Here is a 15,598-nt window from a genome sequence, read left to right as displayed (position 1 = left end):
CTAGAATACGGAAGAGACATGAACCTGTTGCCGCAGGATGTCCTGGTCATGCTCAAGCTGGCAGTGTCGCCGCCGCCGGAGTGGAGCTACGACCGGCTGGCCTACCAGCTGGGCATGAGCCCGTCCATGGCCCATAGCGCCGTCAAACGCGCCACCCGGGCCGCGCTGTTCGACCCCATGCACAAGCGCCCGCGTAACGAGGCCCTGATCGAGTTCCTCATCCATGGCGTCAAGTACGCCTTCCCGCCGGACATCGGCGCCACTGTCACCGGCGTGCCCACGGCCTTTGTCTCGCCCGAGATGCAGGACTCCGCCCCCACGGACCTGGCTGGTGAGTACTACGTCTGGCCGTATCCCAATGGCGAGCACCGCGGCGTCAGCCTCTCGCCTCTCTACAGATCGGTCCCGGAAATCGCCAGATACGACGCCGCAATGCACACGGCCCTTGGCCTGCTCGACTCCATCCGCATCGGCCGCGAGCCGGAGCAAAAGCTGGCCGAGCAGCTCCTTGGCGAGATGCTGGGATGAGCTGAGCCAAAAGCCGCCGTCCTGGTGAACGATCAGGGAATTCTTCCCCTCCTGTGCATTCCCCGCCGGTGCGTGGACAAAATCGTTGTTCGGTCGTATGGGTTGCCCTATGACGATTCGGACGCTCATTGTGGACGACGAAACCCCGGCGCGTGACGAACTCGCCTATCTGCTGGCCGACCATCCCGACGTGCAGACCCGCCAGGCCGCCACGGCCGACGAGGCGCTTAGCATTCTGGAGACCGACGGCGCCGACCTCGTGTTCCAGGACATCCAGATGCCCGGCATGGGCGGGTTCCAGATTCTGGAGCGCGCGCTGGAGCTGGACCATCCGCCCCTCTTCGTCTTTGTCACCGCCTACGATCAGTACGCCGTGCAGGCCTTCGAGGCCGAGGCCCTGGACTATCTGCTGAAGCCGGTCTCCGAGGAGCGGCTGGCCGCCTGCCTGGATCGCGCACGGCAGCGCCTGGCCGCCATGCATCCGGACAGGCACGAGGAAAGCTCGACGCTGCGCCGGTTGCTGCGCGAGCTTCGCGGCACGGCCCAACCGTGCGGTGAGCGCAACCGTATTCCGCTGATCCGGGAAGGACGCATCCGCTTGACCCCGGCCGAAGACGTCCTACTCTTCGAAGTTGACGGCAAGCGCGTGCTGGCCCGGTTGGCCGACGGCCCCAGCGACGAGCGCCTGCCCTTCCACAACGTATCCACCATGGCCGCCCTGGAAGAGCGCCTGGAGTGCGAGCGGTTCTTCCGCATCGGCCGCTCCGCCATGGTCAACCTGGAACGCATCGCCGAGGTGGCGCCGTACCACAGCGGCAAGTACATCATCGTCCTGGACGACCCTGCGCGCACGCAGGTGACCGTGGGACGCAGCCGTGTATCCGAGCTTAAGCAACGTCTCGGCCTCGACTGACTCCGGAGCGCCCATGCTGCCTGATTATCTGCCAGAACTCTTCGTCACCTTGTCCCAGCGCTTCGGCCTGCTCCTGGCCGGCGGCGTGGCCGTCCTCACCCTGACCCCGCTGGGCCGGATCAGCCTGACGCGCAAGCCCTCCCGCCGGACGTGGGTTGCGCAGACCCTGTTGTTCGGCCTGTTCGGCGTCCTGGGCACGTACTCTGGCAACGTGGTGTTCCAGTCCTACGCCAACATGCGCGCCATGGGTGTGATCACGGCTGGGCTGTTCGGCGGGCCGGCCATGGGGCTTGGCGCCGGGCTCATCGCCGGCGGCCACCGCTACCTCATCGACATCGCTGGTTTCAGCGCCCTGCCGTGCTCGTTGGCAACCGTTCTGGAGGGCCTGGCTGCCGGCTTGGTGGCCAGACGGCTGGGCAACCGCCGCCTGCACTGGGGATATGCCGGCGGCATCGCCCTGGTGGGCGAGTCCGTGCACATGGTCCTGGTGGCGTCCCTCTCCAAGCCCACGACGGACGCCCTCGCCCTGGTGCAGATCATTGCCGGCCCCATGATCCTGGTAAACGCCCTGGGCGCGTCGCTGTTCGTGGAGCTCCTGGCCATGCAGATCCGTTTCCGGGACAAGCGCGACTCCGGCCAGACGCACCAGATCCTCTCCATCGTCAACCAGACCGTGGGCCTGCTGCGCCGGGGCCTGAACCCGGAGTCCGCCCGGGCCACGGCAAAGATCATCTACGACCTCATCCCGGTAGCCGCCGTGGACATCACCAGCAAGGACCGCGTGCTGGCACACATGGGCGATGGCGGCGACCACCACGTGCCCGGCAGCCCCATACGCACCGAAGCCACGAAAAAGGCCCTGGAAGAAGGCGAAGGGGTATTCATCCGCGACCGCGAGATGATCGGCTGCGACGTGACGACCTGTCCGCTGACCGAGGCCATCATCGTGCCGCTGCGCAAATCGTCGCGCATCGTGGGCTGTCTCAAGCTCTACGGCACGGCCGACAAGCCTCTGGACCACACCCGCTTCGAGCTGGCCAAGGGTCTGGCCGACATCTTCTCCACCCAGCTTGAGCTCGAAGACATCCAGATCAAGAACCAGCTCCTGGCCCACGCGGAGATCCGCCGGCTCCAGGCGCAGATCAACCCCCACTTCCTCTTCAACTCCCTGAACACCATCGCCTCGTTCTGCCGCACCTCGCCCCGCCAGGCGCGCGAGCTGCTGCTGGACCTCTCCCACTACATGCGCCAGAGCCTGGACAGCTCCCGCGGATTTATCCCCTTTGCCGAAGAGCTCTCCCGCGTGCGATCCTATATCTCCATCGAGAAGGCACGCTTCGGCGACCGGATACGCTACGAGGAGGACATCGCTCCGGAAGCCGAGGCATGGCTGGCCCCGCCGCTTCTGGTGCAGCCTCTTGTGGAAAACGGCGTACGCCACGGCATTCTGGGCCGGGAGTCCGGCGGCGTAGTCCGCCTGACTGTCCGCGTGGATGACGACGTGCTGCGCGTGTGCGTGGAGGACGACGGCGTCGGCATGCCGCCACAGGTCATCGCCGAGATGCTCGCCCCGTCACAGGAGTCCGAACACCTCGAAGGCGGCATCGGCGTTCGCAACTGCAACTCCCGCCTCGGCCAGCTCTTCGGGCCGGAGCACGGCCTGGCCATCGCAAGCACCCCCGGCAAAGGCACCCGTGTGGAGCTGACCATACCGAGCACCCCCCTCTCCTCCCCCGACGCCGTGCTGGCGAGCGTCGGTCGCGAAAACGCCGTGTCCTGACGGCACGAGCGCTCGCTCCTTCCTGGCGACCACTCGCGCCGTCATTGTGTCGATTCGGGAATAACGCCTCCCCGGAACACCGGGTTCCGTCTATATGGCGTGTACCGAATCTACATCTCTTCAAGGGAGGCAGCACTTATGTCGTTCTTCTTTATCTGCGTGCTGGCGCTTGTCGCCGGCTATTTCGTCTACGGGAAGGTGGTGGAGCGCATCTTCGTCATCAATCCGGACCGGCCGACTCCATGTTGCGAGTACCGGGACGACTGCGACTTCATCCCCATGGCCACGTGGAAAGTCTACTTCATCCAACTGCTGGACATCGCCGGCCTGGGCCCGATCTTCGGCCCCATCCTGGGCGCTCTGTACGGCCCCTCGGCCCTGCTCTGGATCGTGTTCGGCTGCATCTTCGCCGGCGGCGTGCACGACTACATGAGCGGCATGCTCTCCGTACGCTCCAAGGGTCAGTCCATCCCCGAGGTCGTGGGCAACTTCATGGGCATGTCCGCCCGACAGGTCATGCGCGTGTTCTCCGTCATCCTGCTGCTGCTCGTGGGCGTGGTCTTCGTACTTGGCCCGGCCAAGCTGCTCGGCCAGATGCTCGGCATGAACGTGCAGCTCCTTGTGGGCATCATCTTTCTCTACTATTTCCTGGCCACCATCCTGCCCATCTCCACGCTCATCGGCCGGCTCTACCCCATCTTCGGCGCGCTTCTGCTGTTCATGTCCATCGGCGTCGTGGTCGCGTTGGTAATAAAGGGGTACCATATCCCTTCCCTGGACTTCGCCGTAAACACGCACCCCGGCGACAAGCCCATCTGGCCGCTGCTGTTCATCACCCTGTCCTGCGGCGCCATCAGCGGCTTCCACTCCACGCAGTCGCCGCTTATGGCGCGCTGCATCCAGAATGAGAACCGCGGCCGCATGGTGTTCTACGGTGCCATGATCGTGGAAGGCATCATCGCCCTGATCTGGGCCACGGCCGGCCTCTCCTTCTATGACAACCCGGCCGCCATGCAGTCCGTGATCGCCGCCGCCTCCCCGGCCGGCGTGGTCAACGAGGTCTGCAACTCCCTGCTGGGCCACGTGGGCGGCTTCCTGGCCATCCTCGGCGTTGTCGTGCTGCCCATCACCAGCGGCGACACCGCGTTCCGCTCCACCCGCCTCATCCTGGCGGACGCGTTCAACATCCCGCAGGTCAAGGCAGCCAAGCGCCTGCTCATCGCCATCCCGCTGTTCGTCATCGCGTTCGTCATCTCCACGCAGGACTTCGCGATCATCTGGCGCTACTTCGGCTGGTCCAACCAGACCCTGGCGACCCTGGTGCTGTGGGCTTCGGCCATCTACTTCGCCCAGAACCAGCGCTTCCACTGGATAGCCACAATCCCGGCCGTGTTCATGACCGCCGTGGTGGTGAGCTTCATCCTGCAGGCGCCCATCGGCCTCAATCTGCCCGCGGCGCTGTCCAATGGAGTCGGCGTTGCCTCGGGCGTCGCGTCGCTCATCCTGTTCCTGGTTTATGTGGGACGCTGCTGCCGCAACGGCGTGCCCAGCAGCCCAGCGTAGGGACACTGCGCAACCATCGCAAGCACGAGAGCCCGCCGAAAGGCGGGCTCTTTTTGTTTGATCGGGAAATACCGACGGAAGACGTCTTCTGCAGGATCAGGACGACGGACAGCCAAGAATGTAGGCAAGGACTGCTGTCGCAAGCTCGGCGGCAAAACCATCGTCGAGCGGGGCGTGGCCGTTGAGCAGCCTATACCACACCATTCCGAAGACCATGTCGTCCGCAAAGCCGAGGTCTGCCTCGGGATTTATCTCGCCGCGCTCCCCTGCCTTGGCGAAGACGGAGTCCAGCACCGTGCGCTGCAGCTGGACGAAGTTGTCCTGGAAGCGATCACGGAACGCCTCGTCCATCTGAGCGTGGACGATGAGGCATCGCAAGTAGCACCCCGCCCAACCGCTGAAGGTCGCGACAACCCGTCGCAAACACTCGTGCAGGTCATCGTGCAGTGATCCGGTATCCGGCGCGATGATGGCCATATCCTCGTGCTTCATGATCGCTTCCAGCACGACGTCCGCCTTGGAGGGCCACCAGCGGTAGATGGTCTGCTTGCCCACGCCGGCGCGGCGGGCGATGCCCTCCACAGTCATGGCGCAGGGGCCTTGTTCCCGCAACAACTCATTGGTTGCCCTGAGGATTGCTGCCAGTGATTCTTCGCTACGCGGCCTGCCGGCCGTTGGTTTCGTCATGAAAATCATCTCCTTCGCGACCGAAGCATGATCGATTCCCTGGCTGTTGACAAGCCCGTCCGAATAATATTACGAGACGGTTCGTATTGAAAAAGCCAGCTATGGCGCACTTGTCGCCCAACACCCTGTTTTATTAAAAGATCCCCCGGAGAAACGCATGATCGATTTCAAATTGAATCAGGATCGCTGCATCCAGTGCGGCGAGTGTGTGGCAGACTGTCCCGTCCAGGTTATCGCCATGGAGGACGGCGGCTATCCTTCCATAATCGCCGAAAACAACTGCATAGGCTGCCAGCATTGCCTGGCCGTATGCCCGACGGCCGCGATTTCAATTTTGGGAAAGAATCCGGACGAAAGCCTTGCCATCAAGGACGCGTTCCCCACTGCCGAGTCCATGTCCACGCTCATCAAGGGCCGCCGCTCGGTCCGCCGCTACAAGCAGAAAAGTCTGGACGAGACAACCCTGAACACTCTTCTGGAAACCGCCTTGCACGCGCCCACCGGCGTAAACGCGCGGCAGGTTCTGTTCACCGTCACCCGGACCATGGAAGCGACCAACGCGCTCCGAACCGCGCTGTACAAGAGACTCGAAGAGCTCCTGTCCTCCATCCCGCCGGAAGAGGACACCATGCTCAGCCGGTACATGCGGCGGCTCCGTGACGCGGACCCGGAGTATGCGACGGATTTCATCCTCCGCGGCGCCCCGCATGTCCTCATCGCCAGCTCGTCCACCAAAGCCCCCAGCTACGACAAGGACAGCCTCATCGCGCTGAGCTACTTCGATCTTCTTGCTCAGTCCTGGGGAGTGGGCACGGTCTGGAACGGTATGCTCACCTGGTGCGTGCGCGACTCCTCTCCGGATTTAGCCGCACGCCTCGGCATCCCGGAGGATCATAAAATCGGCTACGCCATGGCCTTTGGCGCGCCGGCCGTCCGGTACCACCGCACGGTGCAGCACTCGCCGGCCAACATCAACGTCATCAATACCTTCTGATCCCCACCGCGGTGCAGACCGCGCCCTTTTGGTTGAGCAGCACAGGGAGCCCGCTTCGGCGGGCTCTTTGCGTTTTGGTCAAGAAATACAGTATGTTCTGTGAAAGATTCAGACCCATGGCAGGCACCGCGATAGTCACCGCCCCGGAATGCGTTCATAAAGCCGCCCCGGCGGCACAATTCCCATCATCGGCGCACTCTGCACTGGCTCCGCAAGGGCGTATACGGTACCCTGCCGCAAAATGGATTGTGCGGACTGGCGCGCGGCAGGCGAAAGCCCGCGTACAGCTTGGCAATGCGCCAGACCGCTGCACCGGACAGCATCACCCTGATTCCGCTGCATGCGGACGCACAGCACACGGAGTGGCCTGCAGCAGGCCAGGCATGATTGTGTGGCACTCGCTCTGGCAGCGTCGGTTGGTGCGCGCGGCACACAGCCATGCCAAAGAACACGCGACAAGGAGACCATTGATGAGCAATGAACCCGTTATCGTGCTGGCAATGCTGAAGTTCAAGGGACCTATCCCCCAGAGCGTGCTCGATTATCTGCCCGAGGTTGTGGCCAAGACTCGCGCCGAGGAAGGTTGCAACAGTTACGTCCCCCACGTGCCCATGGATGGCGAGGCCGACCAGATCTACCTGCATGAAAGCTGGCGGAGCAAGGAAGACCTGGACATCCATCTGAAGACGCCCCACCTGCAAAAACTCGTTGAGGTCGCCGGCCCCCACCTTGCCGCCGATCTCGATGTGACCCTCTGGAAGTCTGCACTTTAATAGCAACTGCGCCGCCGCTGACACCATCTGCGGCGGCGCTTTCTCCTCTCCCCCTCCCCTGACGGCGCTCTCGGCCGTATCGCCCCTCCGGCACCGCGTCCTCTGACCACCAGGACGCCGCGGTCCTGGTCTCTGTCTATGCCCTTTGTCGAATGCATCCACGACAGTGATCAATACAGTGCCGCACCAACACCCATTGGGAATGCCGTAGGGAGCTGGCCCGAAATAGCCATCATTGTAAATTCCCTCTTGACCTCGCTATGTAATCAATATTATGTCTTCACATATTTGTAATTTATATATTGGCTGCAGGTGTAGCAAGGGGGGAAAGCCTTGGATAGCAGCGCAATCACAACCTATAAAGACGCACTGATAGGGTCCATACCTGTCGTGCATGGATATATCTCGTCCTTTCGCTCCATTAACAAACGTTGGGATGGCGCCATAACAGCCGGCATGATCGAGGCCGGACGCATGGAAGATGTTGCTGCGCGGCTATTTGCACCGCTCATCAACGACATGGGCGCAACCAAAGAGAAGTATATCGGCATCCAGGAAAGCCTTGTCGATGCCATACTGTTTGAGATGGCCAAGAAAACCGTTTTTGAAGTCACGGACGCCGCTAAATTCGCGATCAATATCCTCAAACGTAACCTCTTTGAAAGAACTGCCGATGTCGGATACCTGGCCACCGATGCCGAGATAGTCAATCTGCTGCGCATGGCGTTGGATAGTGCGGACAGCCAGGAGCTCGACGGGCAACGCGAGCGTATCCGGGCGCGGCTGGCCGAGTACCAGTACGAATATACCGTGTATGACGAGATTGTTATCGTGGACCGGAACGGCGTCGTCCAGGCCAACCTGGACCCGAACAACCGCATTGCACGCTCCAACGATCCGTGTCTGTCCGAGGCGCAGGCCATCGACCTGCACAGCCGGCACGACGAGGACAAGTACATCGAATTTTTCCGGCCCACGGACCTGAAGCCCGGCCGCGGCGATACCCTAGTCTACGCCCAGAAAATCGAGGACCCGAACACCCATGCCGCGCTGGGCACGCTTTGCCTGTGCTTCTCCTTTGACGACGAGATGGCCGGCATCTTCAAGGACCTGAGCCAGGGCAACGAGCAGATGGTCGTCGCCATCCTGAACGAAAACGGCGCTGTGCTCAGCTCCAGCGAGACCGGCATCCTGCCCAAAGGCTCCCGCGTGGACGTGGATATCAAGGCCGACTTCCGGATCATGCCGTTCCAGGGGAAGTCGTACATTGTAAGCACCGTAGCCACTGACGGATATCAGGGATTCTACGGGCTTACATGGTACGGCCTGGCCATGATGGATGTCTCCGCCGCCTTCCGGCAGGAGCATTCGGAGTTCGGCCTGGAGCAGGCGTTTCTCCAAAACCTGCACAGCTTTTCCGGCGAGCTGAGCATCATCAAAGACGAGTCCGACGATCTTTTGGCCGACATGAAGCTGGACAGCATCAACGGCCAGGTGAAGGCGGCCAGGCACATGGCCGACGGCTTTGTGGAGGTGCTCCGCTTTGTGGACTGGATCGGCGACGAGATAGACGACCTTTTCTCCGAGGCCATCCGCAACCTGCAGAAGACCGTGGTCACGTCCCTTTTCGGCGAGCTGGAGTTCCGGGCCTTCCAGGGCAACAACATTGCGGACCGAAACCTGTACGAGCGCGCCAACGACGTGTGCTGGTGGGCGTTGACGCCCCTGTTCCGCCAGCTCCTGACCAGGCATGCGGACCAGAGCCTAAACGATGGCGAGCGCCACAGTCTGACGGCGAATCTTCAGTATATCAACAACCTGTACACGCCATACCTGCGGCTGGTCCTGGCTGACACCAACGGTACGGTGGTTGCCGTGTCCAACCCGCCCGAGGAGTTGGAGGAGCGGCTGGTCAAGGACGGGCTGCCCACAGGGCAGGAGCTCGTGGGCACGCAGCTGGAACGAGGGCTGGTCAAGCGAGCGCTGGAGCTCAAGTCCAGCAAGGAGTACGCGGTCTCCTGCTTCGAGCCCACGCCCCTCTACGGCGGCCGGCCCACGTATGTCTACACCACGGCCGTGCGCCATCCGGAGGTGGCCGACCGCGTCGTGGGTGTCATCCAGATCGTCTTCGACGCCGAGCCGCAGTTCATGAGCATGCTCAGCGACATCCTGCCCCGCGACGAGAAAAAGCGCATCCTCGACGGCAGCTTCGGCGTCTTTGCCGACAGGCACAAGATGGTCATCGCCTCCACCAGCGACGCTTTTCAGCCGGGGACAACCTTGCGTCTTCCGGACGCGCTCTTCAGCGGGGCCAACAGCGAGCGCTCCTCCAGCGTGGTCCAGATGGACGGCAGCAGCTACGCCGTGGGCCGGCAGATATCCTCCGGCTACCGCGAGTACAAGTGCAGCGACGGCTACGACAACGACATCGTCTGTCTCATCTTTGTACCGCTTTGATCCGCCCCCCACCGCCTGCGCAATACGCTCCAAAAACAAAGGGGATGGCCAATCGACCATCCCCTTTCTCTTTGATTCTGTTGAGCAGTCCGCGCTGTTGTGACGTCCGCCCTGTCCTAGAACGTGTACTGCAGGCGCAGGCTGCCGGACAGGGAGTCGTGGTCCGGCCGGAAAAGCTCCACGCTGCTGCGGGCCACGATGCTGAACCGGTCGGTCACGGCCCACGTGAGCCCGGCGTCCAGCAGGCCGGCGTGGTAGCGCTGGTCGGCCAGCTGCGCCGAGTACCTGCCCCCGGCGTAGCCGATGAAGGACGAGGAAATGGAGCGGCCGCCGTCCAGCCACTCGGCGTTCCAGACCATGCGCAGCTCCGGCGTGATATCGCCGTACTCGCTCTCGAAGGTCCGGGTGATGCGCGCACCGAGCTCCGTGTTCAAAGACTGCGAGTTCCGCGCGCGGATGTGCTGGCCCAGCAGGCCGGCGTCGGTTTCCTCAAAGCCATCCTCGTGCAGATTGCTCCAGGCCAGGGAGCCGACCGGGCCGAAGGTGAAGCCGCCGACGTGGAAGTCATAGCCGCCACCGACCGCAACGGTCAGGTTGGTACCATTCCACCGCGCGTCGGCTGTGCGCGGCATACCCGGCAGCACCAGATCCTTGTTGGAGCGAAAGCTGTCGAACCCGAGGCGGGCCATACCATCGAGGTAGAGATCATCCGTGTGGTAGCCGATCAGGGCCGCGATGGACCACTCCACCACGCTGCCCTCGCCGTCGCCCGGGCCGTCTTCCTGCAGGCTTTGAGAGAAGAAGCCCGGCGCGATGCCCAGGGTCCAGCTCTCTGTCGGATGGTAGAGGAACCCGGCGGCAAGGCCCCAGGTCATGGCGTCGTAGCCTACGCGGTCGCTGCTGGAGCCCTGGTTGGCGTGCATGCCGAAGGGTTCCAGGAACACGGTGAGCTCGGGCGAATCTGCCGAACCGGGCGCCTCGTCCGCGGCCAAGCCGGTGGAATCCCCCACATTCTTGAGCGCATTGCTGGTGCCGCCGCCCTGATTCAGGTCGCCGACGTAGGTGCGGCCCGGGGCCACGCCGCCGCTGCGCAGGCCGGCGCGTTGGGCCGCGGTCAAGGCCCGGCCGCCTTCCAGGGCGCTCTGGCTGAAGGCGCCGTAGGACTCGGCCGAGAGCGACTCCATGGCGTAGCTGATTTCGGCCTCGGAGGAGAAGTCCAGCCCGGCCAGCATCTCGGCCATCTCGCCCGTGGCATCGCCCGCTGCCGAGGTCAGCAACTGGGCCAGCCCCATGGTGCGCTCGCCCAGGGCAAAGGCCGTGTACGGCGTCGAGCGATAGGCGCTCACGCTGAGGACGCCGCCGGTTCGCGTGCTCAGAAAGGTCAGCGTCGGCGAGTACTGAGTCGTAAGCGTCGAGGAAAACCCGCCGTTGATGCCGCCGCCCGCTGTGAGCACGGTCCAGCTCGAACCGGAGCGGAACAGACCGCCGGCTTCGGGCACGACAACCAGGGTTCCATCCAGGTTCGCCACGCCGGTCACGACGAGCTGGTCCTGGGTGTATGTGCCCAGCTCCATGAACAGCGCGCCGCCGGCGGTCTGGGTGTAGTCGCCATTGATGGTCAGGGTGCCGATAGAGCCGCCAGGGCTCACCGTGCCCGAGTTCACTACGTTGCCGGCCACGGTGCCGTAGCCACCCAGGGTGCCGCCGGCATGGACAGAAACCGGGCTGTCGATAACCGCGCCAGCCCCCACCTGCAGCGCCGCGTTGGACAGGATGTCCACGGCATCGAAGTGTGTGGTTCCCGTGCCCGTTCCCCACTCCCAGCGCGTGGGTGTGGCGCCGTTGCCCACCACCAGATCTTCGATGTTCAGGAACTGGTCCGTGGCGGTTCCGGAGCCGAGCAAAGTCAAGAGGTCCGAGCCCGCGGCCATGTCCACCTTACCGATAATCCGCGCCGAATCCAGGGTCAGGAGGTCGTCAAGATCCGAGGAGTACACGGCGAACCCATCTCCGAGACCGGACGTATCCACGGCTGAGAGAGCACCCGACACATAGAGGTTCATTTCCTTGTCACTCATGACAGCGGGCCCGCCGTGCTCTCCGGCAATGGAGATTGTACCGGTAATGCGGGCTGGTGTGCTTGCATCACCACCATTGAGCGTACCGGCGGAGTATAAACCAAATGCTGCGTCCCTGGAGCTTTCCGCGACAATTGCCCCTGACAGCTCTCGTATTACCGTATCCCCATATGCGTCTATGCCCACGGCCTCGCCATAGCTTCGCGCCACGATGGAACCGGACAACTGGTTGATTGACAGATCTCCTGACGATATCAACCCCGTCGCAAGTCCACCGGACTCCACGGCAATATTTCCGGAAAGAGTTCCGATGATGCTCTGCCCACCTGAAGAGATTCCCTCTGCAAACACACCTTTATTGTTCGCGTATATGGACCCTGAGAATGTATCGATCGTCAATCCAGAATCAGCGTACAGACCGGATGCATACAAGAAGGAGCTTCGCGACATTATCGATCCGGACAGTGTGCCGATGGTGGCCGTATCCGCATTCAAACCGTATGTTTCGACGTTGCCGCTGGCAGTGATAGACCCAAGGAGCTGGTCAATGTCGAGATTCTGCTCGGCATAGATGCCCAGCGCGTCACTGTCCGAGCTGGTCGCGGTGATGGATCCGCTGAATCGCTCCACGTTGACACCAAGCCCGCCATACAGTCCGACTGCATCATCACTGACAGAGGACGCCATGACTGCACCGGACAGCCGATCCACAGCGATGTCGCCGCCAAATGCCCACATGCCGTATGCCGTACTGCCGGTACTCGTGGCGCTCACAGCCCCGGACAGCGTCGTTATGTTGATGTCACCTGAAGACGAATACAGCCCACAGGCGTCGTCTTCGGTACTCGTGGCGCTCACAGCCCCGGACAGCGTGCCGATGGCGATATTGCCGTGATCCGAATTCAGGCCATAGGCATAGCTGGAGTCGCTTGAAGCGCTCACAGCCCCGGACTGCGTCGTTATGTTGATGTCACCTGAAGACGAATACAGCCCACAGGCGTAGCCAGAGCTGCCTGTCTCCACGGCGCTTACCGTGCCGGACAGCAAGCCGATATCCAGGCCATTATTTGCAGACACGGCCCTGGCGTTTCCAGAGACACCGGAACTCGAAGCGCTCAGCGTGGTGTTGAGGCCCAGGGATGTTATATTCAAAGCCCCTGCGCCATACACGCCAGAGGTATCACCTGCCCCTGAGGCAGAGATGGACAACGGGGATGCGCCGCTGAAATCCAGCGTGACGCCCGATGCCGCGCTGAGGGAGTATTCATTCGTCGTATCAAAGAGCCGCACCGCATACCCGGAGTCGTTGATGAACGAGGCGGCGTTGCTCAGAGTAGTGGCCGGCGGCGTGATGGTGGTGTCGGCGGCGGGGGTGAACGAAATGATGTCCGCACCGCCACTGTTCACGTCGTCGATGGCGTCGCTGTATGACCTGTCATCGTAGGCGTTTACGCTCTGGGCGAACGAAGTTCCGACGCCCAGACACCAGATGGCAAGGCAGGCTATTGCAAGGCGCAGGCATCCGTGTACTGAATACGATGTAGTTGCGTCCATTCTCGTCGTCCCCAAGTATTGGTCCCCTCCGGGAAGTACATGGCACGCTTGCTATTCTGCAAGGGGTGACGACGTCCACCTGCCATGCAAGGGATGCGAAAGTACTGCGCCTGCGTCTACCAGCCGAACGTTAATACAGAAGGGCAAAAGCTGCTTCAAACGCGAATCTGTTGTGCGGATTGGCCCGGTGATGCTTCATTTGCTGCCAACTTCAAAACGCTTTCCCATACATAAATTGATGAATGATGTCGAACAGTAACCAACAGCCAGGAGCACAAAAGGAAAGGGACAGTCATTAACAATGACCGCCCCTTCCACAAAGTATCCACGGTTAAAGGCCCTTAGATCATACGCACATGTCCTGACCGGCCACAGCTACCCATGGCGCGGCTCGAACAACCTACGCACCGGGAAACCTAGCTTCCCCGCACGCCTTTCTCGATGCGCTCGCCGATGGTCTGGTCGATGTTCTTCCAGTACTGGAAAGCGCGCTCCAGCACGGGCTCGCTCACGCCCTGCTTGAGGTGACCCACCACGTTGGAGACCAGGCGGTCGCGCGCGGCGTCGTCCAGGACCTTGTTGACCATGGTGTTGGCCTGCACAAAGTCGTCGTCATCCTTGTGCGGGGTGTACGCCGAACGCATGAACTCGCCGCTGGCGCTCCAGATTGCCGCCTCGGAGTAGCGTTCGGTATCCGCTGCCGGGCCGCCCTTGGAGTTGGGCGCGTACACAGGATCGCTCACGTTCTCCACGCGCATGGCGCCGTCCTTGCTGTAGCTGTGCACCGGGCTCTTGGGCTTGTTGACCGGGATCTGCTTGTAGTTGACGCCGAGGCGGGCGCGGTGGGCGTCCGCATAGGAGAACAGGCGTCCGAGCAGCATCTTGTCCGGGCTGGGACCGGTGCCGGGCACGAAGCTGTTGGGCTCGAAGGCAGCCTGCTCGACCTCGGTGTGGAAGTCGGTGGGGTTGCGGTTGAGCACCAGCTTGCCCACCTCGTGCAGCGGGTAGTCCGAATGCGGCCAGACCTTGGTGAGGTCAAAGGGATTGAAGCGATAGTTCTGCGCTTCCTCGAAGGGCATGATCTGCATCTGCAGAGTCCAGCTCGGATAGTTGCCCTCCTTGATGGCCATGTGCAGATCACGACGATGGTAGTCGCCGTCCTGGCCGGCAATGCGGTCGGCCTCTTCCTGCGTGAGGAACTCGATGCCCTGGTCGGTCTTGAAGTGGTACTTGACCCAGAACCGCTCGCCCTTGGCATTGACCCACATATAGGTGTGGCTCGAGTAGCCGTTCATGTGGCGCCACGTTTTGGGGATGCCGCGGTCGCCCATGAGCCACGTCACCTGGTGGGCGGACTCGGGCGAGAGGGTCCAGAAGTCCCACTGCATGTCGTGGTCGCGCAGGCCGTTGTCGGCCCGGCGTTTCTGCGAGCGGATGAAGTGCTGGAACTTCATGGGGTCGCGCACGAAGAACACGGGGGTGTTGTTGCCCACCATGTCGAAGTTACCCTCGGTGGTGTAGAACTTGAGGGCGAAGCCGCGGGGGTCACGCCAAGTGTCTGGGCTGCCGCGCTCGCCGGCCACGGTGGAAAACCGGATGAAGACGTCCGTCTTGACGCCCGGCTGGAACACCGCGGCCTTAGTGTAGGCGCTCACGTCCTGGGTGACCTCGAAGTAGCCGAAAGCGCCGGAGCCCTTGGCGTGGGGCTGGCGCTCGGGAATACGCTCGCGGTTAAAGTTGGCCATCTGCTCCAGCAGGTAGTGATCCTGCAGGAGGATGGGACCATCCGGACCCACAGTCAGCGAGTACTCGTCACTGGCTACAGGGATTCCGGCATCGTTGGTCAATACTTTGCGATCATCACTCATTGGCAACACTCCTTAGTGTGTTTTTTGAACAAAACAGGGTTCAGAGAACTGCCGCCACCCTAGCACGCCTGAAAAGTTTTGGTCAACAAATCGAGGCACACCAACACCTGACACATCATTTGGAAAATGGTTTTCCCTATTCAACACCCTTACATGACTACCTTCTTTCAATGGTTGTCAGGCCGTAGCGGAGATTGGCCAAGCCGTGTGTGCGCATCCTCAAAAACTGCACAATACTCTGAATTCACAGGTATTTTTCACACGGCCCCAACCACCCCAAGCGTGATGATATGTTGGTGATTTTTCGGGGATGGAGAACACCGGCCTTACTGGGTGCCTGTCGCGCAACGGTATTGAGCGCTGGCCGATCTCGGGCAAGTACAGCGCAAGGCCCGGCTGCCGG

General features: G+C 62.1%; 10 protein-coding genes. 7 read left to right on the top strand and 3 right to left on the bottom strand.

Annotation, left to right across the window (positions count from 1 at the left end; genetic code table 11):
- The first annotated feature begins 18 nt into the window (after positions 1-18).
- From E8L03_RS01085 to E8L03_RS01070, 4 genes are all read left to right on the top strand, one after another.
- Entirely contained in the window at positions 19-528 is a 510-nt protein-coding gene (locus E8L03_RS01085; protein ID WP_171266323.1) for a hypothetical protein, read from the top strand.
- Between the two features lie 109 nt (positions 529-637).
- Positions 638-1,441 (top strand): LytR/AlgR family response regulator transcription factor, encoded by an 804-nt coding sequence (locus E8L03_RS01080; RefSeq protein ID WP_171266322.1) that lies wholly within the window; start codon positions 638-640, stop codon positions 1,439-1,441.
- 13 nt (positions 1,442-1,454) lie between these two features.
- Entirely contained in the window at positions 1,455-3,221 is a 1,767-nt protein-coding gene (locus E8L03_RS01075) for a LytS/YhcK type 5TM receptor domain-containing protein (protein ID WP_171266321.1), read from the top strand.
- Between the two features lie 138 nt (positions 3,222-3,359).
- Positions 3,360-4,784 carry a carbon starvation CstA family protein gene (locus tag E8L03_RS01070; protein WP_144234885.1) on the top strand — a complete coding sequence of 475 codons (1,425 nt, stop codon included), beginning with the start codon at positions 3,360-3,362 and terminating at the stop codon, positions 4,782-4,784.
- 96 nt (positions 4,785-4,880) lie between these two features.
- Here E8L03_RS01070 and E8L03_RS01065 read toward each other — a convergent pair whose 3' ends face one another.
- Positions 4,881-5,471, bottom strand: coding sequence for a TetR/AcrR family transcriptional regulator (locus E8L03_RS01065; protein ID WP_171266320.1), 591 nt, complete (start codon positions 5,469-5,471; stop codon positions 4,881-4,883).
- A 157-nt stretch (positions 5,472-5,628) separates the two neighbouring features.
- On the opposite strand from E8L03_RS01065, the gene E8L03_RS01060 reads away from it, so the two are divergent.
- The 3 genes from E8L03_RS01060 to E8L03_RS01050 all read left to right on the top strand — a co-directional run bounded on the left by E8L03_RS01060 (position 5,629) and on the right by E8L03_RS01050 (position 9,695).
- A complete protein-coding gene (locus tag E8L03_RS01060; protein WP_171266319.1) occupies positions 5,629-6,465 on the top strand; it encodes a nitroreductase family protein in 837 nt (278 codons plus the stop codon).
- A 470-nt stretch (positions 6,466-6,935) separates the two neighbouring features.
- Entirely contained in the window at positions 6,936-7,238 is a 303-nt protein-coding gene (locus E8L03_RS01055; protein WP_171266318.1) for a putative quinol monooxygenase, read from the top strand.
- A 474-nt stretch (positions 7,239-7,712) separates the two neighbouring features.
- Entirely contained in the window at positions 7,713-9,695 is a 1,983-nt protein-coding gene (locus E8L03_RS01050; RefSeq protein ID WP_171266317.1) for a cache domain-containing protein, read from the top strand.
- Between the two features lie 116 nt (positions 9,696-9,811).
- Here E8L03_RS01050 and E8L03_RS01045 read toward each other — a convergent pair whose 3' ends face one another.
- Both E8L03_RS01045 and E8L03_RS01040 read right to left on the bottom strand, forming a co-directional pair.
- Positions 9,812-13,327 carry an autotransporter outer membrane beta-barrel domain-containing protein gene (locus tag E8L03_RS01045; protein WP_171266316.1) on the bottom strand — a complete coding sequence of 1,172 codons (3,516 nt, stop codon included), beginning with the start codon at positions 13,325-13,327 and terminating at the stop codon, positions 9,812-9,814.
- A gap of 416 nt (positions 13,328-13,743) precedes the next feature.
- The gene (locus tag E8L03_RS01040) at positions 13,744-15,195 is read right to left on the bottom strand and encodes a catalase (RefSeq protein ID WP_171266315.1); all 1,452 of its coding nucleotides are present in this window, start codon (positions 15,193-15,195) and stop codon (positions 13,744-13,746) included.
- Between the last annotated feature and the right edge of the window lie 403 nt (positions 15,196-15,598).

This window comes from Oceanidesulfovibrio marinus (assembly GCF_013085545.1).
GTDB lineage: Bacteria > Desulfobacterota > Desulfovibrionia > Desulfovibrionales > Desulfovibrionaceae > Oceanidesulfovibrio > Oceanidesulfovibrio marinus.
Note: the sequence above shows the minus strand (reverse complement) of the source record. Positions and strands in the feature narration are given on the sequence as shown.

What these genes read in the sequence shown, in the direction of transcription:
- E8L03_RS01085 (WP_171266323.1), top strand. Translation starts at nt 19, where the DNA reads ATGAACCTGTTGCCGCAGGATGTCCTGGTCATGCTCAAGCTGGCAGTG.
- E8L03_RS01080 (WP_171266322.1), top strand. Translation starts at nt 638, where the DNA reads ATGACGATTCGGACGCTCATTGTGGACGACGAAACCCCGGCGCGTGAC.
- E8L03_RS01075 (WP_171266321.1), top strand. Translation starts at nt 1,455, where the DNA reads ATGCTGCCTGATTATCTGCCAGAACTCTTCGTCACCTTGTCCCAGCGC.
- E8L03_RS01070 (WP_144234885.1), top strand. Translation starts at nt 3,360, where the DNA reads ATGTCGTTCTTCTTTATCTGCGTGCTGGCGCTTGTCGCCGGCTATTTC.
- E8L03_RS01065 (WP_171266320.1), bottom strand. Translation starts at nt 5,471, where the DNA reads ATGACGAAACCAACGGCCGGCAGGCCGCGTAGCGAAGAATCACTGGCA.
- E8L03_RS01060 (WP_171266319.1), top strand. Translation starts at nt 5,629, where the DNA reads ATGATCGATTTCAAATTGAATCAGGATCGCTGCATCCAGTGCGGCGAG.
- E8L03_RS01055 (WP_171266318.1), top strand. Translation starts at nt 6,936, where the DNA reads ATGAGCAATGAACCCGTTATCGTGCTGGCAATGCTGAAGTTCAAGGGA.
- E8L03_RS01050 (WP_171266317.1), top strand. Translation starts at nt 7,713, where the DNA reads ATGGAAGATGTTGCTGCGCGGCTATTTGCACCGCTCATCAACGACATG.
- E8L03_RS01045 (WP_171266316.1), bottom strand. Translation starts at nt 13,327, where the DNA reads ATGGACGCAACTACATCGTATTCAGTACACGGATGCCTGCGCCTTGCA.
- E8L03_RS01040 (WP_171266315.1), bottom strand. Translation starts at nt 15,195, where the DNA reads ATGAGTGATGATCGCAAAGTATTGACCAACGATGCCGGAATCCCTGTA.